Raw genomic sequence first — 24,878 nt, forward strand, 5'->3', positions numbered from 1 at the left:
TAGCCTCAGGTTTGATTGCTTCGCATACAATTATTATTCGTGTGACGAATGCGGCAATCTAACCCAATTATTTCCCTTTAGATATTTTCAGGTATGCTTAAGATAGGACACAGAGAAAGAACCATCATTTCCACTTGATTTCGGTTCGCTACCAAAGGATATGATCTTTATCCTTTCCCTGCTTAACTTGAATCCGTTTCAGCGTGCTTTTCTCAACCGGCCGGAAAATATGAGAGAAGAAGTGTCTATCGATCCTAAGTCCATCCACTCTTGGATCAGTCCCAGGGATGATAAACACGGTCTGCGGCTTGGCGATCTGTCCATATATTTCAATTTGTTTGATCCATAATTTCTCATCTTCTTTCGAAATCGCCCTCTCATTCTGAGGGTTATTCTTTTCATCTTGTGGTTGCGCAGCAAGTTTCGGCGTTTTGGGCTGTTCAGCCAATGAATTGATCGGCTGGATCAAAACAACCAACATTGCTGTCACAATCAAAATTTTTAAAATAAACTGTTCACCAGACATTTTCATAACCTTTCGCATCTTTAATTTCCCTTTACCTGACTCGTTGGAATAATCTGTTGATTAGAAGTTTGTTGGGACTGATTGGTCGTCGTTCCGAGCCCCAATTCTATGATTAATTTTTCCATGCGTTGCTTGCTTTGCTCGACCCACTCATTTTGGATATTGCTGCGTTGCGCATTGGTGACATTGGCTTTATAAACTTCCAAAGCTTTCTGTCGAAATGGCAAGGCCTGCTGCTGAAGACCATTAATATATTCCTGCTTCTCCTCAGGAGAGAGCTCGGGCGGCACTGGCGAGTTCACAAATGCATCAGCCCAATCCTCGAAAGTCAGACCAGTCTTATAAAGCGATGCCGTGGTCCATTCAGCTACTTGAAATTTGCCAGCCGTAACGTACTCCTGAAGCACGATCTGCAATAGATCCTTTTTCTTCTTGAGTGTGACATTCAGCGGTGGAACCAGTTTCACCTGCTGATATTTCTCGAAATTAATCTCACCAATCATAAACTGAGCCTTGGCTGGGAGATATTCCTCGACCGAGATATTTTTCCGTTTCAAGTCGTTATAAACCTGCACTGTTCTGGCAAATTCCTTCAAGGCAGAATCTTCGTCTTTCATGTTTAAGGACATTTCGCCAATCTTATAACAACTTTCGATATAATCATCCGCGTTTACATTTGCGTAGCTATTTGCATATTGTTGATAAATCTGTTTCGCCTTGCTCCAAAGCTTAAGCTGTTCGAAGCAATTCCCAGCGTTCAACAAGGCCCTGGGAGCAAATTTTGATTCGGGTCGAACCGATACCAACTTCAGGTAATTATCGGAGGCGCGAAGCCAGTTCTCCCGTTTCTCATAAAGCAAACCAAGCTTCACATATACTTCGTCGATGAACGAAATATTGGGTTGTTCGTTAATCATTCGTTCATAGGCTTTAATTGCCCGATCCAGATCACCCGCTTTCTCAAATTGGGTGGCTGCCTCCACCAATGCCGCTCGGGCAATTTCGACGTCTTTAGTGCTGAACGCCAAAGTTAAGAACTTCAGGGCGGATTGGTTAAGATCACCGCTGTCTTTCAACTTCTCTGCAACTTTGAAATTGGCCGAAGAAATCATTTTTCGAGCCTTTTCCACATACTGGGTCGAATCGGGAAAAGCCTCGGCCAGTTTTTGAAACCAAGCTTCCGCCTTTTGATATTCCCCGAGCTTGAAATAGCTCTGAGCAATCATATTGATTGCTTGACCATAATAGGGCGAATTTTTATACGGATCAGCCACTGCCCGCTGATACGTGCGAGCCGCTAACTCCCAATAGCCTAATTCATATAACGTCTCCCCATACTTCATTACCACCTCTAGCAAATTGGAGCTATTGGGCAACAGCTTAATATAGTCATTACAAGCTTTCAAGAGATCTACTTGGTGGGGATGCGCGGTTTTAACTGGGATGAGATTCCCCCCTTCGCCAAGAAAATCTTCCAAATAGAAAGTCGTCGAATCAACCTTGGTGTTGCGCTTCAAAAGCTGATAATAGGATAATATTCGGTTGTACGCCGCCGCATCTTTAAATTCATTATCCCCATATTGCGACATCACCTTGAAATATTCATCGGCTGCTTTATCAAATTGATTAATGGCATAATAACATTCGGCTAAATAATAATTCACCTTAGCGGTTTTGTCGCTATCTCGAAATTTTTGAATATAGTCCTCATATTTCTCAATTGCCATCCGATATTCCCTAGCGCGGTTTTTCTCCTGCGCCTGCGCTTGATAATAAGTCCCTAACGAAAACAACATCTCTTGAGAGAGGGCAATCGCATCATTGCGGACTTTTCCCTCAGGATATTGACTGAGCCATTGGCTGTTAGGGCCGTATTTTTTCACAAACGTGTCTTTCGCTTGAATCGCTTTTTCCTCTTCCATGTCCTGTTCGTAGCATTCGATGATCTCCTTTTGAACCAATGGAGCATTTGGATACAGGGGGAATATCTGCAAGAGCGCTTCATAGGTGGCGATTGCATCGGCATAAAAATTTCGTTTCTTATAGATCTCGCCCATTCTGAGAAATACATCAATGGCAAAGCTCTCTGTTTCTTTTGTGCTGAGCAATTGTTTGGCCATGGTTGCGCCGCCATATTCGGTCAGCGAATGCGCAATATAATCGATCGCTTCATTTTTGACATCCGCTTTGGTCTTGCCAAGCGATTCTGTATTCATCGTTTCTAGTAAGTGTATATCGCTGATCAGATAAATGTAGGTGCTGATCGCATTGGGATAATCGTTGATATTAAAATAGGACCAACCTAATTTATATAGCGCCATGTTGAAATATGGATCATCCCAGCTCTCCAACAAATATTTATATTGTTCGATCGCTTTTTGAAACTCGCGACGATCAAAATAATACTCTCCTAATCGAAAATGCGATTCGGATACTTTTTGGCTTTGCGGCGTCTCGAATATGAGGCGCTGAAAATATTCCTTAGCACGATCAAAATTGCCTTCATCGAGATGGCAGATCGCCAGCCGATAAAGCACCTTATCTTTAAAGGGAATATCAGGAAATTTTTCAAAGAGTTTATAGCAAAGTTCGATCGTGTTCTTATAATTGATCCGCGGCAATACCGGCTCAATAGTGATCTCTCCCCTCTCGTATTTTTTCAGCTCCTCGTCATATTGCTTCATCCTTTGTTTGAATTCCCATTGCGAATAGCTGGCATAGGACTCTGCTAATTCAAACATCATGTTTGGGATGAATGGCTCGTTGGGATATTTGGCAATGATCATCTCATGATGTTTAATGGTCTTGTCTAAAATCTCAGGATTAATGCTATCCGTCGTGTCAGCCAATTCGTATCGGTGAGGAACTCGTTTAGCTTTTATTCTCTTTGCTTCCTGGGCATTGCTTACGGAGCAAAGGATCCCAATCCCATAAATAATCACAAAGACCAGTACTGCGCTGGTGCGGGACTTTTTTATATCAAATAGTTCTATGTCTCTCATATCCTGTCTCACAAAAATCTTAATTCCTCAGTTTCCCCGAACTGTTTGCATGTTTTTGAGGAACAGTGCCCGCGAAATCCCATATTCAGCATATCCCTTCCAATCCTTGCGACGCTCTCTTCGCTCGGCAAGCTGTTTCAAATTGTAAATAGTCTCTTGGAGGTAAAGCAGATTATCCCGTTCAGTAATCAAAGAACTGATCAGTCTCTCGCGATATTCCTTCAATTTCTTCTTTTCGGCCAGCACATGCTTAGGTAATTCTTTCCCATAACCATCCAGCGAAATCGCATCGAGCAACTTTGTTTCTTCCACCAGAACTTTAACCTTTAATTTCTCAACGCGATCTTGTTCCTGTTCCAAGCTGGTATTGACCTTGCTAATCAGATTCGGTAGCTGAACCTTATCCTGATAGATATCGACAATGGTTTGATAAGACTGAATGGCGTTGTCATAATCGTTTAGTGCGATATATGACTGACCTAATAAGAAATAGGCTTCCTCAGCGTTTTCGCTGTCAGGGAATTGCTTAATTAATTTCTTAAGATATTTGATGACATTTTGATGGTCTTCTAATTTCAAATAACACCAACCCAAGGCCAATAACGCATCCTGATAGTATTGATGCTTTTCTGATATATCATTCAACAGCTTAATCGCTGCGTTATAGGATTTTAATTCATAATAGATATAGCCCAAGGTCAATCGAGCGTTGTCCACCACATCCCTGCGTTCCCCATTGGTAATAGGTAGCGAAACGATCTTTCGAAAGAAATCAACCGCAGTCGCCACATTCGATTTTTTCAAATAGGATAATGCAGTAGTGTAAAGCGCATTGTCATAAAAATTGCTGCGATCATCAATTTTTTTCAATACATCAATGGCTAAATCGTAATTTTGCATGTTAAAATGACTCAACCCGGCATAATAGCGCGCCTCATTGAGCAGTTCACGCTCAGGCGTTGTCTGCTTTAAAATAGCAAAATAGATCGACAGCGCCATCTTATAATTTTTTTGATTGTAATAAGTCTTCTCCAATCCCAAAAGGGCTGCGGGAACCAAAGGGCTCTTCGGAAATTTCTTGACCAAATGCTTAAACATTCGGATTGCTGAAGTCGATAAGTCCTCTTCGAATAAGCATTGCGCTAAATAATAGATCACCTCATCAAGTCGTTCAAATTCAGGGTAATAATCCATTAATATGATCAATTCTCGGGCGCTTTTCCAATATGCCTTCTCATTATAAAGCTCAATGCTTCCTCGCAAAATTTGATTCGCCGCCCTGATCACTTCATGATCTGTCTCAGTAGCTTTGTTGTCAATCGCTCGGTTCTGTGGTGCTTTATTTCCTTGTAACGCCATTACATCATTCCACTTCATCATCCCTTCCCAGAAGAAAATCATACATACTAGCATGATGCAATGACGAATAACTCTGTTTCGTTGTCTATAACTGATCATGACGGTTAAACCGGTTTTACTTTTCATTCGACTTTTTCTTATCAAGGATCTTTTTCATCCGTTCCATGTCTTGATTTGCTTTTTCGCGCTTCTTTCTGATTTCCTCAAGCTTCCTCATCTCTTCCAATTGTTTCTGACGTTCTAACTTAGCAGTTTTATCAAAATATTTATAAACGGAAAAGCGATGTGTTATGCCCACCGTGAATTTCCAACCAAAATATTCTTTGTGAAAGCTTTTATCGCTATTCTTTAAAGAATCGTATTTGGTAAGCGAAAAGTCAAATGCAACATCCATAGTATTCCGCCAGGGGCCCATAAACCGAACACCTGGTGAGATTCTCATTGAATTTTGGCTGAATGGGATTTCGGGGTTGTTGATAAAAAGCTCTCCCGTATATTCTAAAAACAATTGCATCGAGCGAACCGAAAATTTCATACCCGAGCCAATCAGAAGCTGGTCATATTTTGCTTTGAAATAACGGTCGTAGATATTATGATCAATATAGCCAATATTGAAATCGATTTTAATTGGATTCGTTGGCATTATGTCGATAAAATCAAAAGTAAATAGGGCACTGGCACTCCAAGCCGGTTTATCAGTTGAAAATATTTCATAAGGGACGTTCGGCCATACTGCGGTTGGAAATTTATAAAATCCCACTAAACCAAATTTAAAAAATGAAGTGCTTAACGGAGTTCGGTACTTCAAACCAATTCTGGTATCACCAAATCTCCCGAAAATGTGGTACAAATCATCTTGATATGGGACGATATTGATAATAGCCTCGAGATAGCTGGCCAGACCCACCGTGCCATTCAAGTTAATGTTATAATATTTCGCGAGATTCTCTGGGCCAGTTTTTTCCATGAAGGCCGAGAGCGTGCCATTGACAAAGATATCCGTGGCATTGACTGGCTCGGCAGATTGCACTCGATACATCCCCTTACCACCCTGCATCGTCACTTGCGCATTCCCCCATCCTGCATAGAAGGCCGATTTCGCTAAAATAGCTAACAGAATTGTTCTGAATAACGTTTTTCTTGTCATAGTTTGAGATATTTGGATTGTTTGTCTTAGATAATGGCTGATATGATTGGTGAATTAATCTGCAAGCCCCCCACGGAACGTAATGAGAAATTTAGCGCATTATTGATATGATTGCAAGCATAATCTCTGTTGTTATGATTTATTAATAACCAATTTCAAGATTAGGTCCTTTGACTAAATAAATTAATAGCTTTATAATTCGTCCTATCCTCTCATTGGGGTCAGCAACCCCTGACTTTCCTATCATCTTGCAAATTGCCATAATAACATCAACTATTATGCCATAATTAAACATTGGATGCAGTTTTTCATGGCTACATAGTCTTTTGATATTTTGGAAGATAAAATTTCAATTAATATAACGGACAAAATTTTCTGAGTATTATACCCAAAAATGCTGGTTCAAAATGATACAAATGGATAGCACTGAGAGCCTTTTGATCGAAAAATTGCCACCCCAATTTAACTAATACCATTAAAATCTCGACCGCTTTTTGCGCGCGATTAAAAATGAAATGGTGTCCGCTCTGATACTATGATTAGATACAAATTCGTAATTGGCCATCAAATGCATCTTAAATGATTAATTTAAAGCCCATAAACGAATGCCATTCACCATGTTTATCAAGTTAAAGTTTTATGGCAATAATTTTTGATTAGTTCTCGTTATCTAGATCGTTTTTAAACCAAGAATTTTTCCTTCTATTGCCAATACTATAAATTTTTTATGCAAAAAGTATTTAATCAATAGAACCGAAAGGGCAGCGCGATAAAAGATCGAAGGCATTTGACAATTCGGTTTAAAATCTATGCCCGAATTGGTTCGCATGTTGAACAACGATATTGATTTGTAAGGAGCAAGGATCAGTTCATGAAAAATCATTTCGATTATATTCTGAACAAATATCGAAGAACTTTTCAGCCAGTTAACAAGTTAACATATCTAATTCATTCAATTTTCCCAGCTAAGGATTTTTAGGAGAGACGTGAAAAAAAAACAACAAAATTACTTTTCCAAAAAAAGCTTTTTCAGTTGCAGTTGATCATGGCTGGGATGAGAAGCGATCAGTTAATGATTTATCGACAGTGCTTCGAATTTGTCGGTGATCTTTTGGGAAAGATCTACGTACCAAGAATATCCGAGGCCGCTTCGATAACCATGTTAATCATCTTGTCCAGTTTTTGGTTTTCTAGAGGATGAAATTTTTTCAAATGGAGGGAGTATGGCAGATAAAATCATTGTTGCTGGGGGCACTGGCTATATAGGCCAGGCACTGTGTCAGCAACTCCTTGAGGCTGGTTATATGACGATTGTTTTAACCAGAGATGCAGAACGATCTCGCGGGCTTATTTCGCAAAAAATAACCTTGGCGCAATGGGACGGGAGGAACGTTGCAGAGTGGTACCATCATCTCGATGGGGCAAGAGCGATCATTAATCTGACTGGCGAAGGCATCGGTGCTGGAAGATGGACCAGGGAACGTAAACAGCGTATCCTGGAAAGCCGAATTCAATCTGGCGCTGTCCTGATCTCTGCCATGCGAAATATCAAACATAAGCCCAAAGTCTTCATTCAAGCATCAGGGATTGGTATTTATGGAGATCGCGGCGATGATGTGTTGGATGAAAATTCTCCAGCCGGAAAAGGGTTCTTGGCTGAATTGGCAACACAATGGGAGCAATCCGTTCTGCCAGTTAGAGAACTAGGCGTTCGATTGGTATATATCAGAACTGGGGTGGTGATTGGTCCTGACGCAGCTTTCTTGAAACGTGTTACGCTGCCATTCCAGTGGTTCCTGGGTGGTCATCTCGGGAGCGGCAAGCAATGGATTTCTTGGATTCATCTCCATGATGAGGTAGCGGCAATTTTATTTTTATTAGCTCGAAATGATTTAGAAGGGCCTTTTAATTTGTCAGCGCCAAATCCAGTACCCGCCAAAACATTCTTTAAAATCCTGGGCAAAGTCATGAAGCGCCCAAGCTGGTTTCATGTCCCCAGTTTCATCTTGAAAATGGCTCTCGGCGAAATGGCCAAAGAATTGGTGCTATCGGGACAACGGGCCACTCCCGCTAGGCTCTTAAAAGCTGGATTTGGTTTCCGTTTTCCTGAATTGGAGATGGCGCTCACCAATATTTTTTCGAAGCAGTGAATGAAACAATATTTTGCTAACAATACAATTAATTAAAGGATGATAGGGTTGAGCCTAAATTTGATTGATCAGCGGCTGGATCGAGAACAAATTCGAGCTTTCGTGAAACAGAGTTGGTCGGTGAGCTGGCCGATGACTCTAATTATGTTTTTCGAGTTCATGATCAGCTTAGCTGACGTTTATATTGCTGGTAAAATCAGCAAGGATGTGCAAGCGGCTTATGGTTTCGTCGTGCAAATTTATTTCATCTTTACGGTCATTGGGAATGCCTTGACGGTTGGCACTGTATCAATCATTTCACGACTCTGTCAGGCCATGAGAGATGAAAGCTACGCCAAAGCCGTTTTTTCGACCGTGGCGATGACCGCTTTAACAGGACTGGTATTGGGGATCGCAGGAATTTTCTTGACACCTGTTATTTTCGATTGGTTGAATGTACCCGATGTGATAAAGCAATATGGCAAGCCATTAGCTTCCATTTATGCGGCTGGCCTTATTTTTCATTATCTTCTCATAAATACCAATGGGATTCTGAGAGCGTGCAAGGGGATTCGGAAATCGTTACGAACCATGGCGCTCGCCTGCGTGCTAAATATCAGCCTTAATTTCTTCCTGGTGTTTTTTACACCAGTGGGGTTCAAAGGGATTGCGCTTTCAACGGCCATTAGCGTCGCGGTGGGCAGCATTTGGAATTTGTGGTCGATTAAAGACTTCATGAATCGCATGAAACCGATCGCTTTCGATGTTGTGAAGCAAGTGACCCGAATCGGCTGGCCCTCGGGTCTATTGCAGATCATCTGGCAGTTAGCTTCAATGGTGCTATTTATCATTTTGAGTGCCTTGCCTCATCATAACATTGAAATTATTGCGGCCTTTACTAATGGCCTAAGAATCGAAGCGGCTATTTTTCTGCCAGCATTTGCCTTCAATATGTCCAATGCGGTCGTCGTTGGCAATCTTTTGGGCGAAAAAAAAGACAACCAGGCATATCAGGCGGGATTAGTGACTGCGGTGCTTGGCGGTTTGGTGATTGTGTTGCTGACTTTCACGGTGCTCTTTAATGCCAAAGCTATCGCTGCATTGCTCTCGAACAATGAAATCGTTATTCGTGAGACGGTAAAATATCTTTACATCTGCCTGTTGAGCGAGCCATTCATGGCTTGGGGGGTGATTCTGAGTGGCGCATTGAACGGTGCAGGCGATACAAAATCCGTCATGCTACGGGTCGCGGTTAGCGTCTGGTTGTTTAGAATTCCGCTCAGTTATTTGTTCGGGGTGCTCTTAGGTTTTGGCGCCATCGGCGTATGGTGGTCGATGAACACCTCTTTGTTGGTGCAAGCAATCCTCATTTCTAAACGGTATCTCAGCAAGCATTGGCTGCATCAAGCAGCGCCCTTGTAAAGCTCATAAGTGTGACCAGTTAAAACCGAATTCAGCGTTTGTCCTGATAAAATCTGAAATATGTCCAAATATGTTCATCGCGGATTTAGATTAGAAGTTAAACCTTTTAGCTGAGTTTTTCGAAAGCAATTGGTCAATTACATTTAAATTCAAACCGATTTTTGGAAACAGAGCGTGGCAGTAGCCATAATGCTCGAGAAAAATTCAATTCTTTCATCTGCTCTGCGAGTTCGGAAATGAGTTATTGTACCTTATGATTATGAAAAATTTTCAATAAATCATGAGACTAATGAGAGCGATATAAGAAGCACTCCACTACCTGAACTGCTGCATCAATGCTGAGAAAAGGATTCTTTTTTAAGAAAATTTATTCTGTTTTGATTTAATCTTGAGAACGTTTCTTGCTATTATAAAGAGCAATTGTTGAATAATTCAGAGCAATCAAAAAACATCTCTTTCGCTTGAAAAGCTAAATCGAAAATTTCAGTCCAATTTTCTGGTCAAGTCGTGAATTTCTGGCACACAACCGAATTTCAAAAAGAGATCGATCTTTTAACTATGAAGGAAGCCCATCTTAAACAGGTCAACATTTGTCTGATTGACATTGATGATCGGAGCTATATATTTACTTTTGAAGCACCTCTTTCCCAATTGATCTTTTCGATAAAAAAGGTTGGGGTTCTTCATCCTCCAATTCTTGAACAGCTTTCGGAGCAACGCTATCGGATTGTGTCTGGGCTAAAGAGGGTCTTAGCAGCTCAGCATCTGAAGATCCAAGAGTCACCTGCTTATGTCTACGAAGGTCATGGAACCGAACCCAGCCTCGAACTATTTTTGCTTAATCTTTACGAAAATCTAGGTACCAGAACGCTCAATGAGATCGAGAAGGCATTGGTGCTTTGGAAACTGATCCATGTGTTTGGTGTTTCAGAGAACGAGGTCATTTCGAATTTCATGCCCTTGATGGGCTTGGGGCCAAACGAGATCGTTCTCCAGCGCTATTTGAAATTGGTAAAATTAGAGGATTATCTCCGAAGTGCCATTGTCGAAGATTTCATCTCCCCTGAAACAGCGATCGCCCTACTTGATTTATCCGCTCAAGATCGTTTGACAATATTCAATCTCTTTCAGGATACAAAAGCTGGGAAAAATAATCAGAAAGAGTTGCTTCAGTTGATCCAACAGATATCCATCATTCAAAATCAATCCATCGAACAGCTTTTCGAATCCCTAGCGCTCGAGCCGATATTACTCGATACTCGGCTAACTCCATCGCAAAAACTGGAAAAGATCAAACAAACACTCAAGCAATCACGCTATCCGAAATATGCTGAGATCGCTGAGCAATTTCAAAAATTAAAAAAGAATCTCAAATTGCCCTCGAATATAATTTTGCGTCCGTCACCATTTTTTGAGGATTCAGATTATAGCATCGAATTAAAGTTCAAGAATCAAGAAGAATTATCCAAGGCGATAAATGTACTGGCTGGGCTTCTGGAAGAGAATAAATTCATCGAATTGGAAACAATCATTTAAACCTATGGCTTTTCAACCGTATCTACCCACAAAAGTCGCCATTGAGCGACGAATAGTTCATCATGAGACCACTCAACGGATCTTGTCGCGACTGAACAAGGTCCCTCAAGAACTCTTTGATGATCTCTCAGAATTCATCGGCTCTCAGGGCTCTGCTATTGATTCGATGGCAAATCATAATACGCTTATCTTGGCATATCAAAAGAGCCGATTTCTAAAACCTTGTCCTGGAACGAGAAATTACATCTGCTGTGGCTATCAAATCCTTAACTTAGTCAACAATTGTGAGCTTAATTGCAGCTATTGCATTCTGCAAGGATATCTTCAACATCCTTACATCATCGTTTATGTTAATATCGAGGACTTATTAACGGAATTGACAAAAAAATTAGGAGAGCACCCCGATCGATTATACCGCATTGGCACTGGGGAATTAGCAGACAGTCTCAGCACCGACCATCTGACCAGTTATAGTTCGATTTTAGTGCCTTTTTTTGCTGCCTGGCCTAATGCAATCATTGAGTTAAAGACAAAGACCACTTTGATAGATAATTTTGTTGAGTTGCAACACAACGGTCGAACCATAGTCGCTTGGTCTTTGAATACCCCGAAGGTCATATTCGAACAAGAGCCCCACGCGCCAACGTTGGAACAGAGGCTACAAGCTGCGGAACGATGTATGAACCATGGGTTCAAACTAGCGTTTCACTTTGACCCGATGATCTATTATGATGGCTGGGATGCGGATTATCACGGTGTGATCCAACAATTGTTTTCGTGCATCGATCCGAAACAGATTATCTGGATCAGCCTCGGGGCGCTTCGCTATCCAGCGTCATTGCAAAATATTATTCAACATCATCATCCTTCCAGCAAAATTATCTACGGCGAGCTTTTCCCTGGCAAAGATGGCAAGCTCCGCTATTTCAAGCCATTGAGGATCGAAATGTTCCGTCGCATGCGCCAGTGGATCACCGATTTTGCGCCATCGGTTTTTACCTATCTTTGCATGGAAAGTTCTGAGGTCTGGGAGAAATCGTTGGGATGGACGCCGAAAACAAGCGCTGGTCTGAAAAAACGGATGGATCAATTGATCCTCTACTAATGAATTTGATTTAAACTATCAATAAGAGGTTCGGTCACATTTTATTTCAATGGGTGGAATGCCAAACCCGTGGTACTTAGGCAGAACTGTGAGAAGGGTAGTTTCAAATATAAGCTGAGACCACTGAATATCTCTCTAATCCAAAGAAGCTCAATCCATCATGATTTTCTAGGACCTACTGAGTTAGACCAATTTGAAAGAAGACATCTAAAAAATCATAGAAAATAAATAGGGAAATCGGAGCTCAAAGATGCCAGCCCTGGTTGCAGTGCCCCGATTTCCCTAATTGTGCCAATATGGCAGTGATGAACTATTTTTTTATTTTCCTCTAAGCATGTCAGCTCTATTTGATAATGAATACCATTAACTCATTTGACTGACCTTCTAGAGCTGTATTAATTTTTGTCCTTTTCCTTTTCTTTTGATTCTTTTATTTCTAATGCCTTGCGGAGGCGATTCAAAATCTCATCCATCTTTTTCCGTTCATCGCGGATTCTCTTCAGCTCTTCTTCTGCATTCTCGATTTCTTTTCGTTCTTCTGAGATCTGCTTAAATACATCTTTCTTTGTAGACAAATTTTTCGTCGGCCCAGCATTTTCACTGGATTCAAACCGACCTTTTAATTTTGATATTGGATTGATGCGGAAGCTAAGATTGACCCGCCAGGTCGGATAGGTTGGTAAAAGCATGGCAGAAAAATTTTGCAGCCAGTAGCTTTTACTCGATTGATGCGGCGAAAGCCGAAAGTCGAAGCTACAAGTGACCGAAAGCCAGTAGGTTGAATTATAGCTAACCCCTGGACTAATGTAAAAATAGTTATGCCTGCTGAACGCAGCCTGAGGCGGTTTGGTGATGTGATAATTGCCATAAAGTTCGACCGAAAAGTCGAAACTGCTAATCGGATAAATAGCTGCCACGCCGCCATAAAGTTCTCGAGAGTGCGTTGGATTCACATATACAACCCTTGTATCTGTGAATTTCTTACCTCGGTCATTATGATCTATAAAACCCAAGTTTAGGTGAGCATTGAACCCATCATCTGGATAGAGCAGATTTTTAGAATAAGATGCTAACGCTTGAATACCATATTCGACGCGTCCTGCGGAATAGGGCTCTAAATGAACATTGTGATATTTTGCCAGGGGAAGTCTGGTGGTCAAGGCTGCGCCAAATTTGTACGGTGTCGCTGATTTCGGAAAAGATGCCGCTTTGAATTTCAAAAATAGATCATCAGGAAAATTATATCCCTTTCCTGGCTTGTGATTATCTTGATATAAAATTTGAGCAATGCTAAGCTGATAATTTTGACTAATCCCATAAGAAAAGTTTAGTCCACCTTGAATATCCCAAAAAGTAACCGCGTTGGTCAGATTATTTGCTGAGCCAAAAGTCTTATTGTTAAAATAAAAACGGGTATTCGCTTGAACCGTCAAATCACCTTTAGTCAAATTCCAAGCAGTAGAAAGATACAAAGGACCTCGATTTCCTTGTTCCGATGCTGCATTAGCCAAGCCAAGCTGAGCGCTAATTAGCAGAATGCTTAAAATCATCTCGGTTATTCTTTTCATCATCGATCCCGCCATTTTTTTAATGAATCGAATCCTTTGTTTCAAAGGTGTTTCCTTCCTTGACTGTCCCCCTGAACATGTTTCTTTACTACAATTATTATGCCAATGGGAATTTTTATTGCGAAGCAATTAAACTGATTTCGCACTTGAAACATTAGTACAACGACGGCATGGAGGTCAAGTGCTTATTATTTTGAGATAGAAATTCGGTTCGATCAGCCAGCAGATTGCGGTTTTGTGTCATAAATCAGATTTGATGTTTTTGATCGAAAAGCTTGCTATGTTCGAAATTGAAACATTACCAAAAAACCTGTTGTCTCAGACTGATTCCAAAGCCCAAGAAGCTCTCGATGATATCGTTTTGCTCGATGATAATGAAAATCTTCCATTGGCAATTTTAGGTCTAAATTTTGAGGGTGCGCTTAAAGATTCGAAATCTCAAAAATAGTCATAATGGGTCGAGCTGTCATTTCGATATCACAATGCCATGGGTCGGGAGATTCAGTTAAATTTTTATTAATATCTCAAAAATGGCTTGACAAATTATCAATTATTGTTTAGCTTTCTCGAAAGCTCAGCATTCATATTTTGGTGAGAAGGGAACAAAGAGGCGGTAGGCTATGAGATCAAGACTGCTTTTGTGGTTAATTGCGGCGATAATACTGCTTTGGGTCAACAACGATTATGGACAAAATTTTCGTCCTCGCTATGGCGTGGAACTGACCGGGGCGGCGATCAAAATGGTTGGCGGAGCAATTGATCGGTCAACTATTGATCAATGGGCTGGAATACGATTCAATTATGTCTTTGATCCTCAATTTGCACTGTGTCTGATTGGAGCATATGGGTGGGTATACCCGCGTGATCCGAACGGATCACAGTTCAAAGCTGTAGGCAATTATAAAACTGAGTTGCTTCCGCTGAACCTTCATTTTCGTTACACCGCCCAGCTATCAGGACCCCTTTTACCATTCGTTGAATTAGGGGGAGGAATGGTGCTTTGGGATATCAGGCAATTGACAGGAAATGTTTCAACATTCACACGGGGGAAAAGCATAAACGGGTCGAAACGCCATGCCAGCTTGATTGTAGGCATTGGCCTCGAGGGTATTCTTGGGCATGACTTCAGCATTAGATTCAGTTGTAATTATCATCGCTTGCTAAAGGGCCAAGAAGATACCATAGGTTACGGAGATGATGCCAATAATGGCATTCTTGCTGGTCAACTCGGTTTGGTTTATTATTTCGGTGGTTTCAAAGATCGCGATCATGACGGGATAGAGGATAAAAACGATCTTGATCCAGACCATCCTGAAGATTTCGATGGCTTTCAAGATAGGGATGGAGCACCTGAATCAGATAATGACAACGATGGGATTCCTGATATTCGGGATAAAGCTCCAAGTAAGCCAGAAGATTTTGACGGGTTCCAGGATGAAGACGGTGCGCCTGACCCGGATAACGATGGCGATGGGGTTTTGGATGTTTCGGACAAATGTCCCAATCAACCAGAGGACCTCGACGGTTTTGAAGATTTTGATGGCTGTCCTGAGCTTGACAATGATGGCGATTTGATTCAGGATAGCTTGGATCAGTGTCCCAATTGGCCTGAGGATTATAATGGATATTTGGATGAAGATGGTTGTCCTGACGAAAAGCCTGAGCCAATTCAGGAACCGAAATCAACTATTTCCACTGCGCCGATAATCTTAAAAGGTGTGAACTTTGAGTCTGGAAGCGCGCAATTGACACCCGAGTCCTACAAAACGCTCGAAGATGTACTAAAGACACTGATTGAAAATCCTGCGATGGTCATTGAAATCAGGGGGCACACGGATAATTCGGGTAGTTTTGCATCGAACATGCGGTTATCGGAACAGCGGGCACTGGCAGTGAAAAATTACCTGGTGGCGCGTGGCATTGCAACCAGTCGCATTCGGGCAGTCGGTTACGGGCCAAAACAACCGATCGCCAGCAATGCCACAGCCCAGGGTCGAGCTGCGAACCGAAGGATCGAGTTCATCCGAATCGACCAACCGTATCCTTAAGGGATTAGAACTCTAAAGAAAGTGCGATCCCCTCTCTTCATCCCGGCAAAATGCGGGAATGAATTTGATTAATTATCGCTTGAACGAAAACTGACTTTTCTGTCATTTCGAACGAAGGGAAAAATCTGCAGGTCTAATGATCAAAAAGCAACCAGATTTCTCCGTACGTTCGGAATGACAATTTTAATTCAAATTCAGCGGTTTTCATTCTGGCGCGAATTAAATGATCTGGTCATGAGGAATAATTTCATCTTCCTTCGTCCGCCAACTGGGAGACGGATCCGTTCGGATCAACACAAAAATTTCGATCTTGCAGAAGTCTATAAATCGGCCTTTGCAGCATACGATCCGATAAACTGGAAAATGACCGCGATCTATTCGTAAAGCCGTGCTACCAAACGGCAAATTCAGCCTCATAATTTTTAAAAAAGTGAATTTTTCTATTGATTAAAAGCCTCAAGTTGCTTATTTTTGTCCCCAATTTGTAGTTTTCAATCCATTTTGAAATTTTTTGACCGATGCTGATGCCATAATTGAATGAATCAGATGAAAGGAAGGAAGTATGAACAATTTTGTAGATCAATTAGTGGTTGAGAATACGACAAAAATCATTTTGCTGGTGCTCGATGGCGTCGGAGGTTTGCCGATGTCTGACAAAGGCGGCACGGAATTACAGGTCGCAAATAAGCCGAACCTGGATCGACTCGCCGCAGAATCCGAATGCGGATTATTGGACCCGATTCTGCCAGGAATTACGCCGGGGAGCGGTCCAGCTCACTTCGGCCTGTTTGGGTATGACCCAATTGAAGCCAACATTGGCCGTGGTGTGCTGGAAGCGGCTGGGGTGAATCTGCCGCTCACCGATCGCGATGTAGCGATCCGCATCAACTTCGCTACATCTGATGCCAATGGCAATATCATCGATCGACGGGCAGGCAGGCTGGACACCGAAAGCAACCAGCGCGTTTGTCAGAAGATCCGCGACCAAGTATCGCTGGCGCCAGATGCAGAATTTATTATCGCCACCGTTAAGGAACATCGGGCGGCGCTCATTTTCCGCGGCGATGGTCTTGGCGGCGACCTCATTGACACGGATCCCCAAAAAATTGGCGTCCCGCCACTGGAACCCCGAGCCTTGAATCCCGAAAGTGAAAAAACGGCTTTGCTGACAAAGCGATTTCTGGAGCAAGCCCATCGCGCGATTGCAGATGAACCAAAAGCAAACACGATTTTGCTGCGTGGCTTTGCTAAACATCGTCCCTATAAATCGATGCTGGAACGGTTTAAGCTTCGATGCTTAGCAATCGCCAATTATCCCATGTATCGTGGTGTAGCATTTCTATTGAATATGGATCTGCACCCAGTGGTCGCAGATGTGAAAGCACAATTTGAAGCAGTGGTTGCCAATTATGATAAATACGATTTCTTTTTTGTCCATGTCAAAGCCACCGATGCCCGTGGCGAGGATGGCAACTTCGATGAAAAAGTCAAAGTGATCGAACAGGTCGATGCGCTCTTGCCCATTTTAACCGCCTTAAAACCAGACGTTATGGTAGTCACTGCTGACCACTCTACCCCGGCGTTGATGAAAGCTCATAGCTGGCATCCCGTGCCGGTACTGTTGCATTCGGCCTATTGTCGGCGCGATTCCGTCACTAAATTTGACGAGTTCTCTTGTATTCATGGCGCTTTGGGGAGACAACCGAGCATGAATTTAATGCCGCTGATGCTCGCCAATGCGATGCGTTTAACCAAATTTGGTGCATAATCGATCGACAATACCAATCTGTATTCAATTGATCAACGAGCGAATGATTCGGTGAAATTATGGACCCATAGAATCTCTGGCCCCATGATAATTTGCCCCTTGGAGATTCACCCATACAGGGGATTGATTGTTTCAGGTGGATCGGATGATAAACGCTTTTCAGTCCGAACCGCCGCTCCTGTTTTTCAATACCGGAAATTGCACAAAAATATTTAAAAAGAAGCTTATCATCTCTATTTATTGCGCTTTGGGAGATTAAGATTACAAAACGATAGCTTCATATGCTCGGAAAGGACCTGGAGCTGTTCCAAGCGTGAACACCTAACTAGCGTCCCATTGAGAGCTAAAATAGGAATTGACACATTTGCTCTTCGATGCGGAAGCCGTTCTGATCTAATTCGGCAGAACGGTGGATCGGTTCAGCCAAAAAATGGTGAAAACATGAAAAAATTTTGGATCGCTTTGTTCATCCTCGCGATCATTGGAAATGGTCATGGGGAGAATTACTTGTTAAATGGGGGGCAGGAATCGAAAATTCAATATCGGATGGTTCAAACGGTCACACCGAAACCAGGCATTCAGACGCTCTATTTGAGCTTTGTTGTGCCAGTGTCGTATCAATCTCCCACCTATCAGCAACGGATCGAACAGGTGAGTTTCGATTACAACCCGCGTCCCGATAGCAAAGAGGAATTTCTCGATAAGCGAGGAAATAGGGTGCTCAAGCTGAGCTGGCGGACTCCGAATCAAGTGATCACAACGACGATTGATCTGATAGCCTTGAATAAGACAATATTGGCGACACTGAAAACTGCAGCAGGTTTTCCACCGGAGCAATTGCCCAGCGAGGCACAGCCTTATTTGAGCGCCACGGATCAGGTGCCAAGCACGCACCCAGAGATCATCGCCAAAGCGAGGGAACTTACAGCCGGTGCAAAAACCGAATTCGATGCCGTGCAGCGGATTTTAGCCTGGGTGATCGATCATATGACTTATGTGTTGACCCCTCCGGAGTACGGGGCACTTTATTCATTTCAAACTGGCAGGGGCAATTGCCAGAACTATTCCCACCTGGCTGCGGCTTTGATGCGCGCCGTTGGAATTCCAGTTCGTATCGTCAACGGGGTCACGCTCAAGCAGCCATACACCATCAATCTTGGCAATCGCAGCATGACGCTGAAAATGGCTGAGGGGCGGCATTCATGGATCGAGGTCTTTTTCCCGGACTTAGGCTGGACGCCTTTTGATCCGCAGCAGACCCAGTTGTTCGTCAGCAACCGCTTCATTCGGGTCGAAGTTGGGATGGACAATGACGAGACTTCCCAAGATGGGTTGATCCGTTGGACGCAGCTCAAAGGGGAATTGGTCTCGCCCCAATTTGAAGAGACGATCCAGGCCTCTTTGGCCTCGGACCAGGTTCAATTATCTGGCAGACCAGACAAGCATGGCCCGAAAAAACTTTTATTGACCCCTGCGGTAGAGGCAAGCTTTCAACCAGTGATCGTCGCTCTGAAAGAACCAGAGCCAGCACCTAAAATCCCGCTCGAACAATTGGATCGTTTGACTTATTCGAAACCCTATATGTTTGGTAATCTTGAATTCCCCAAAGGCGTGGACTTTTTAGCAGTTCGCGGACCAGCCCAAAAGACCACGGGCAACGACTTTGAAATGAGAAAGAATTTTCTGGTGGAAACCGCCGAATACGTAACCGAACAAGCTCAATACGCCCAGATCTTTGTGCTAACCAAGCCCATGGAAGTGCGAAAAATAGGACTGGTGATGCACAAATTTGGGGGGAATGGCTATTTATGGATCGAATTATTGAAAGATAAGGGCGGTTTCCCAGACGAGCTGATCGCTACCAGCGATATGGTTTCTGTTGATGCGATGAAGTTTACCCCTGGCTACGATTGGGTTGATTTCGATTTTGGCAACGAAGCGCCCAAGCTTCTGCCTGGCCGCTATTGGATTGCGCTAGGGTTTAGTGGCAGGCCTATTGTAAATTGGTTTTATTCCTACGGCAAACCCATAGGCCCGATCGAAGGCACGCGATTTAAAACGATTCTGGACACCCAATGGAGCAACAGCCTCAATTTTGAGTTCAATTATCGAGTGATCGGATTTACTACTCCGTAAATTGAATTGCCGATTTCATTCAAATGGCTGAATTGTAACACTTATTTTGAAAACAAGTTCGATGGCAGTTTCCCCTCAAACTTGAATTTTGATGAAGATTGCGTATTCGTCGTTTCAAATTGAATCATCACAGATCCGCCAGTTTTTGGCTGTTTGAGGGTTAAATTTTCGTGATCATCCACTCAGCCAATTTTAACAGTTGTCAAAAGTCTCCATTATGGAAACGATAAGTTCAGAGCAATTGGGGAAGCAAAGCTTTTAGAGTGCATTTCGAGTTACCGGTTGAGCATGGATATCAGCCAGGTAGTTGGATCATTCAATTATTTAGATAGATGGAGCGGAGCGATACAGATTTGATGCTGCTGCTAAAAAGCGGAGATGAGCAGGCTTTCCGAGAGCTTGTGGAACGGCATAAGCTTTCGGTTCTGAATTTGTGTCTCCGCTTTGTGGGAAACAGGCAAGATGCGGAGGACCTGGCACAGGAGGCTTTCATACGAGTGTTTCAGGCAGCGCCAAATTATGAGGTAAAAGCGGCATTCACCACTTGGCTGTATCGCATCACCGTCAATTTATGCCTGAACCACCAGCGTCATAAAAAAATTTTGCGGTTTTTCTCTTTGGAACAGCCCAAAGCTGCGCATCATTCCTCCCAACCTCGCTTGCCAGACTTTCCAGATAAACAACGACCCGACACAGAATTTGAAAAGAAGGAATTGCAATCCATCATCCAGCGAGCGATTCAATCACTGCCAGAGAATCAACGCAGCGTTCTGATATTGCATCGCTATCAGAATTTATCTTATAAAGAGATCGCTGAGGTATTGGGGACCTCAGTATCCGCTGTGGAATCCAGGCTTCACCGCGCCAAGGGAAGCTTGAGAAAAAAATTAGAGTCGATACTTGAAGTCCAACGATGATCAACCATTAAGCCCTGGCTAGATATCGGCATCATTTTGAGTTTTGAAAGAATCATGTACAAGAATAAAATTAATTTAAATGCAACGGAGCAACACCAATCATTCTCGCTCGAATAACTCGGGAAAAAGCTTATCATGAGCTGCATCATCTGGCCGCAAGTTTGTTGCGCTAACTGTGTTAAATAGAGTGACAGAGGTTGAAAGCTATGGATTGTCGGAAAATTAGAAAAAAATTATCTGCCTATCAGGATGGGGAGTTAGCTGATTCTCTACGCGATCAGATCGAACAGCATTTGAAACAATGCAGCGCGTGCTCATTAGCACTTCAACAGCTAAATCAGCTTTGGAATTTAATGGATAGCGTGGATACAATAAAATCTGCTCCTTATTTCTGGACCAAATTGTCGCAGCGATTGCAGGAACGATCCGAGCCAAAAGCTGTTTGGAGACCTTTTTTTCTCCCGATCCAAAAGCTTTCATTTTCGCTATTGGTTATTTGTTTGCTGGTGCTCGGATTTGCCATCGGGATGTTTTTAGGACATAATATTTATCATCATTCCCAATTAACTTCTGCTCCACCAGCGGATCAGGAATTGGATCAGGTTTTTCCCATGAATTCTTTTGAAGATTTTCCTGAACAATCTATGGCGCAAGCTTACGTGACAATGATCTCAGAAAACAACCACTGATAGGATATAAAACAATGAGCAAAAAAACACTCACTTGGCTTTTCATTTTTTCCGTAATCATCAATATATCCGCTTTAGCAACTATTGGTTATCATTGGTTTGAATCGAAGCGGACTCGATTTGACCGAAGCCGAGTCGGACATCAGGAATTTTTGGTCCGGGAACTTGGCTTGACCGAGCAGCAGTCAGCCCAAATTCAAAAACTGCGAGCTGATTTATGGCAGAAGCTCAAGCCATTGAAAACCCAATTAGACGAAGAGCGTCGCATTTTCTTTCATATACAGAATCAAGATAGCGTTGATACCGAGCTGCTGTACCAGAGCATTGACCGCATTTCGGAGTTGCAACGGCAGATGCAACGCATCACTGCTGAAAATATGTTGGCAAGCAAATCTATTCTGACTCCGGAGCAGCGAAAAAAATTCTTTTCCCTTATGGAAAGTCGGATGAAAATGGGAGAGACCCGAAGGAGACATTCACCAAAACCAAAAGACCAGAGCAATCAGGAATCATGCAAGGAGGAGCAACCATGAAACATAATAGATCATTTGTTTTGTTTGCTGTAGCTTTTATTTTAGTAGCGTTCGTAGCCATCTTACCTGCGCAACCCCGGTGCGGACGCGCGGGGAAGCCTGGTTTCCATCATCAGCCATGGATGTCAAGCCTGAATCTGACCGACGAACAAAAAAATAAAGTGGCTGAACTTCGATTGGCGTTTCAGAAAGAACTGCTGCCGCTCCGAACCGAGTTGCAGAGCAAGGCTGCAGAGTTGCAATTGCTCGAGACTGAAGCAACTCCGAACTTAAACCAGATCGACAGATTAATCGACCAAATCGAGCAAATACGGACCAAAATTCATAAAGCGCGCGTTCGACATCAAATGGCCATCAGAAATATTTTATCGCCAGAGCAGCAAAAGGTCTGGGATAGCCAGATGTTGAGGCTGTCGGGCCGTGGGAAGGTGGGCGAACGGTTGAACTGTCCATTAGAATCGTTCTGAATTAAAAGAACCCTTTCAAAGGAGTCATTTTTGAAAGGGTTCTTTTTTTTTTAAGGATAAGCAAGAGATATTAAGCGGTGGCTTTCGACTCGTGCTTCTCCTCTGACTTCTTCACTTCAGCCATCTTAGCCTCAAGTGCCTCAATTTCAGCCTCTAATTTTTTGACCTTCTCGATATTGGCTAAAATCTCGGCATTGGTTGTGATATTCGGATCATTGTTTTTCATCAGCTCATAGACTTTTCCGCCGATCTCCCCAAATACATTCGATAAATCCCGGTTCAAATTATAGTGCTTGACCTTTAGTTGTCCCAGTGCGGCCAACTCCTGGGCTTTGTCGCCAATTGTTTCTGCAAAGCCTTTCCCCTTTTCAACTAAGGTTGAAGCAATTCCTGGAGCTTTCTCCGCGACGGTTTTTGCAACACTCTCGGCACCTTCTGCAATCGTTTTGGCTCCTTCTTCAACTGCTTGTTTCACTTTGTCCCATAAGCTCATTTTTTAGTCCTCCCTGGTAAGATGTAAGAAATTAACATGGTATTTTAAGATGCATAACTGAATCGATTTAAATGAGCGGCCGATCTTTCGAAGCTGCGTCGATGAGCATTTTTTAAGCGGCGCTGAAAGATAAAATAACAATTATGCAGGTTATTTCCCAATTTCTTCAAAGCATTTAAGAGCAAAGCTCAACTCGCTGCGTTTCATCACGCTGTTTGGCAACTGAGAATAACCACCGGGAAACTAATGCGATTCTTAATAGCATTGATCATAACTTTGGATGCAAAATCACCTCAATGCGCCGATTTTTCTCCCTGCCCTCTTTGGTCTCATTGTTTGCGATGGGACGGCTTTCACCGTAACCGATCGCTGTGATCCGTGATGCGTCCAAGCCCATGTTCGCTTGGAGATAGATACTTACCGCCTCAGCCCGCTCTTGGGAAAGTTGCATGTTCTTCTCATCGCTGCCGTGGGAGTCGGTATGGCCTTCAATCGTGATTTCACACCCAGGAAAAAGATTGATGGCCTGTTGAACCTTGGTCAACAGCGGGAAATTTTGGGCTTCAATAACCGATTTGCCGACGGGAAAGGTCAACGATAAGAGACGGATGATAATATCGTTACCTTTTCTGAAGACGGTGGCTTCTTCGGGATCAAAAATCTGCTCAACCGCGGAAAATTGGGCGCGAATCTTAGCTTGAGCTTCCATTTGTCGAGCCAGTTCGGTCTTCTCTTGTTGAACACCGCCTAACTTTTGCTCTAACTCATCGATGCGCGCATTCAGCATTTCCACTTGCTGATCGCGTTCCGACAGGGACTGTTCCAGCTTTCTAGCGCGCTCTTGAAGCGCCCGAATATATTTGATCACCTCATTGGTGGTTTTATCATATCCATTTTCAAATGAAGCAACTAGATCGATTGCTGAGGCGATCCGCTCTATTGGTCGTTCGTTCCCAAGCAAAAATTCCTCAGCATAATCCCGGTTTTCTCTCAATTCCTTGATGATCTTCGCAAGATAAATCGCATGGTTTGCCTCGTATTTCGCCTGTCTGGCTAACGAACGAGCCACATCCGTATCATATCGGTTTTCATTGAGCTCTTTTTCAGCCTGAATAGCTAAGGATTGTGCGCGTTTCAAAGTGGCTGGAGCATATTTTTCTACTTCCATTTTCTCTGCTTGCTTGAGCAATTCCCAGGTATCACTGAGATAGTTGGCTTTTATCGCTTCTAATTCGGCCTGCCGATACAGCGCCTCCGCCTCGCCCGCTCGCTTTTTGGCATCCCTCACATCCCCAGATTCTAATTTTCGGGCAGCTTCGCTAAGTTTCAGCTCTGCTTCGCTCCACGCTTTCGCGGAAAACTGGCTAGCACCCGCTTGATTAGCGGCCGACTGAGCTTTCAGTGCATTGGCCAACATGTTCTGCGCCGATTGAGCGGTCTCTATTGCCTTCTTAAAATAAGCGACACTCGCACGAAGCCGTTGCCGGACATCTTCGAGGTTCTTCCCTTTCTGAAAATCGCTATCTGCATCATGATAATACTTTAAGGCTTCTGCAAAAGCTTTTGGCGATAACAGGTCCGCCTTTGCGGCCTTGGCCTCTGTCAGCGCTTTGTTCGCCTCGCTAAACAGTGAAGCTTTTACATCTTGTTGTGGCAGTGCAACCCTTGCTATTAAATTTGAGTGAACAGAACTTGCAAGAACCAGAACCAGTCCAATGACGATACACTTCATTGTGCTATAAAGCTGACACGGGCTCAATATCATGGGATACCTCCTTCGATTTAAACTGGGATCGGGGGTGATTTATGCGATAGGTTAATAGTTCGCTCACTTTTGTCGCTGTGATTTTTGAACCCCAAAAAATCAATGACCGCGTTCGAATTCAGCCCAAAAATCCCTTTAATCATTCCGCTTATTCTTCGGCAGAATGCTCAAATTGGCATCTTAAGAACAGTTCTCTTTCAATTTGCAACACCTGCATTCCCAGGCGAAAAAGTGATATTTAAAACTAATGATGATCTGCGAAAGCATC

At 43.0% G+C, this 24,878-nt stretch carries 20 protein-coding genes; 13 read left to right on the top strand and 7 right to left on the bottom strand.

What is annotated here, in order from left to right:
- Positions 1-148: 148 nt before the first annotated feature.
- The 4 genes from ONB37_00615 to ONB37_00630 form a co-directional block, all read right to left on the bottom strand.
- A complete protein-coding gene (locus ONB37_00615; GenBank protein ID MDZ7398641.1) occupies positions 149-544 on the bottom strand; it encodes a hypothetical protein in 396 nt (131 codons plus the stop codon).
- A 2-nt stretch (positions 545-546) separates the two neighbouring features.
- A complete protein-coding gene (locus tag ONB37_00620) occupies positions 547-3,528 on the bottom strand; it encodes a tetratricopeptide repeat protein (GenBank protein MDZ7398642.1) in 2,982 nt (993 codons plus the stop codon).
- A gap of 27 nt (positions 3,529-3,555) precedes the next feature.
- Positions 3,556-4,908 (bottom strand): tetratricopeptide repeat protein, encoded by a 1,353-nt coding sequence (locus tag ONB37_00625; GenBank protein ID MDZ7398643.1) that lies wholly within the window; start codon positions 4,906-4,908, stop codon positions 3,556-3,558.
- Between the two features lie 94 nt (positions 4,909-5,002).
- On the bottom strand, positions 5,003-5,950 hold the full coding sequence (locus ONB37_00630) for a hypothetical protein (protein MDZ7398644.1): 948 nt from the start codon (positions 5,948-5,950) through the stop codon (positions 5,003-5,005).
- 1,307 nt (positions 5,951-7,257) lie between these two features.
- On the opposite strand from ONB37_00630, the gene ONB37_00635 reads away from it, so the two are divergent.
- From ONB37_00635 to ONB37_00650, 4 genes are all read left to right on the top strand, one after another.
- Complete coding sequence (locus ONB37_00635; protein ID MDZ7398645.1) at positions 7,258-8,184, top strand: TIGR01777 family oxidoreductase; 927 nt, start codon at positions 7,258-7,260, stop codon at positions 8,182-8,184.
- 48 nt (positions 8,185-8,232) lie between these two features.
- The gene (locus ONB37_00640) at positions 8,233-9,585 is read left to right on the top strand and encodes an MATE family efflux transporter (protein MDZ7398646.1); all 1,353 of its coding nucleotides are present in this window, start codon (positions 8,233-8,235) and stop codon (positions 9,583-9,585) included.
- Between the two features lie 558 nt (positions 9,586-10,143).
- On the top strand, positions 10,144-11,121 hold the full coding sequence (locus tag ONB37_00645) for a ParB/RepB/Spo0J family partition protein (GenBank protein MDZ7398647.1): 978 nt from the start codon (positions 10,144-10,146) through the stop codon (positions 11,119-11,121).
- Between the two features lie 4 nt (positions 11,122-11,125).
- Positions 11,126-12,226: a DNA photolyase gene (locus ONB37_00650; protein MDZ7398648.1), complete on the top strand. Its 1,101-nt coding sequence runs from the start codon at positions 11,126-11,128 to the stop codon at positions 12,224-12,226.
- A 395-nt stretch (positions 12,227-12,621) separates the two neighbouring features.
- Here ONB37_00650 and ONB37_00655 read toward each other — a convergent pair whose 3' ends face one another.
- Complete coding sequence (locus ONB37_00655; GenBank protein ID MDZ7398649.1) at positions 12,622-13,797, bottom strand: hypothetical protein; 1,176 nt, start codon at positions 13,795-13,797, stop codon at positions 12,622-12,624.
- A 253-nt stretch (positions 13,798-14,050) separates the two neighbouring features.
- Between ONB37_00655 and ONB37_00660 the strand changes: the two genes are divergently transcribed.
- The 9 genes from ONB37_00660 (at position 14,051) to ONB37_00700 (ending at position 22,352) form a co-directional block, all read left to right on the top strand.
- On the top strand, positions 14,051-14,242 hold the full coding sequence (locus ONB37_00660) for a hypothetical protein (protein ID MDZ7398650.1): 192 nt from the start codon (positions 14,051-14,053) through the stop codon (positions 14,240-14,242).
- A 172-nt stretch (positions 14,243-14,414) separates the two neighbouring features.
- Entirely contained in the window at positions 14,415-15,842 is a 1,428-nt protein-coding gene (locus ONB37_00665) for an OmpA family protein (GenBank protein ID MDZ7398651.1), read from the top strand.
- A gap of 234 nt (positions 15,843-16,076) precedes the next feature.
- Complete coding sequence (locus tag ONB37_00670) at positions 16,077-16,226, top strand: hypothetical protein (GenBank protein ID MDZ7398652.1); 150 nt, start codon at positions 16,077-16,079, stop codon at positions 16,224-16,226.
- A gap of 178 nt (positions 16,227-16,404) precedes the next feature.
- Positions 16,405-17,610 (top strand): 2,3-bisphosphoglycerate-independent phosphoglycerate mutase, encoded by a 1,206-nt coding sequence (locus tag ONB37_00675; protein ID MDZ7398653.1) that lies wholly within the window; start codon positions 16,405-16,407, stop codon positions 17,608-17,610.
- A 441-nt stretch (positions 17,611-18,051) separates the two neighbouring features.
- Positions 18,052-19,746 (top strand): transglutaminase-like domain-containing protein, encoded by a 1,695-nt coding sequence (locus ONB37_00680; protein MDZ7398654.1) that lies wholly within the window; start codon positions 18,052-18,054, stop codon positions 19,744-19,746.
- Between the two features lie 356 nt (positions 19,747-20,102).
- Complete coding sequence (locus ONB37_00685; GenBank protein MDZ7398655.1) at positions 20,103-20,663, top strand: RNA polymerase sigma-70 factor; 561 nt, start codon at positions 20,103-20,105, stop codon at positions 20,661-20,663.
- A 206-nt stretch (positions 20,664-20,869) separates the two neighbouring features.
- Positions 20,870-21,352 carry a zf-HC2 domain-containing protein gene (locus ONB37_00690; protein MDZ7398656.1) on the top strand — a complete coding sequence of 161 codons (483 nt, stop codon included), beginning with the start codon at positions 20,870-20,872 and terminating at the stop codon, positions 21,350-21,352.
- Positions 21,353-21,366: 14 nt separating this feature from the next.
- Positions 21,367-21,885: a Spy/CpxP family protein refolding chaperone gene (locus ONB37_00695; protein MDZ7398657.1), complete on the top strand. Its 519-nt coding sequence runs from the start codon at positions 21,367-21,369 to the stop codon at positions 21,883-21,885.
- The gene (locus tag ONB37_00700; GenBank protein ID MDZ7398658.1) at positions 21,882-22,352 is read left to right on the top strand and encodes a Spy/CpxP family protein refolding chaperone; all 471 of its coding nucleotides are present in this window, start codon (positions 21,882-21,884) and stop codon (positions 22,350-22,352) included. The genes ONB37_00695 and ONB37_00700 overlap by 4 nt, the downstream gene beginning before the upstream one ends.
- 70 nt (positions 22,353-22,422) lie before the next feature.
- Here ONB37_00700 and ONB37_00705 read toward each other — a convergent pair whose 3' ends face one another.
- On the bottom strand, positions 22,423-22,845 hold the full coding sequence (locus ONB37_00705) for a hypothetical protein (GenBank protein ID MDZ7398659.1): 423 nt from the start codon (positions 22,843-22,845) through the stop codon (positions 22,423-22,425).
- Positions 22,846-23,113: 268 nt separating this feature from the next.
- A complete protein-coding gene (locus ONB37_00710; GenBank protein MDZ7398660.1) occupies positions 23,114-24,610 on the bottom strand; it encodes an OmpA family protein in 1,497 nt (498 codons plus the stop codon).
- Positions 24,611-24,878: the final 268 nt, after the last annotated feature.

It is taken from the genome of candidate division KSB1 bacterium (assembly GCA_034506395.1).
Taxonomy (GTDB): domain Bacteria; phylum Zhuqueibacterota; class Zhuqueibacteria; order Thermofontimicrobiales; family Thermofontimicrobiaceae; genus Thermofontimicrobium.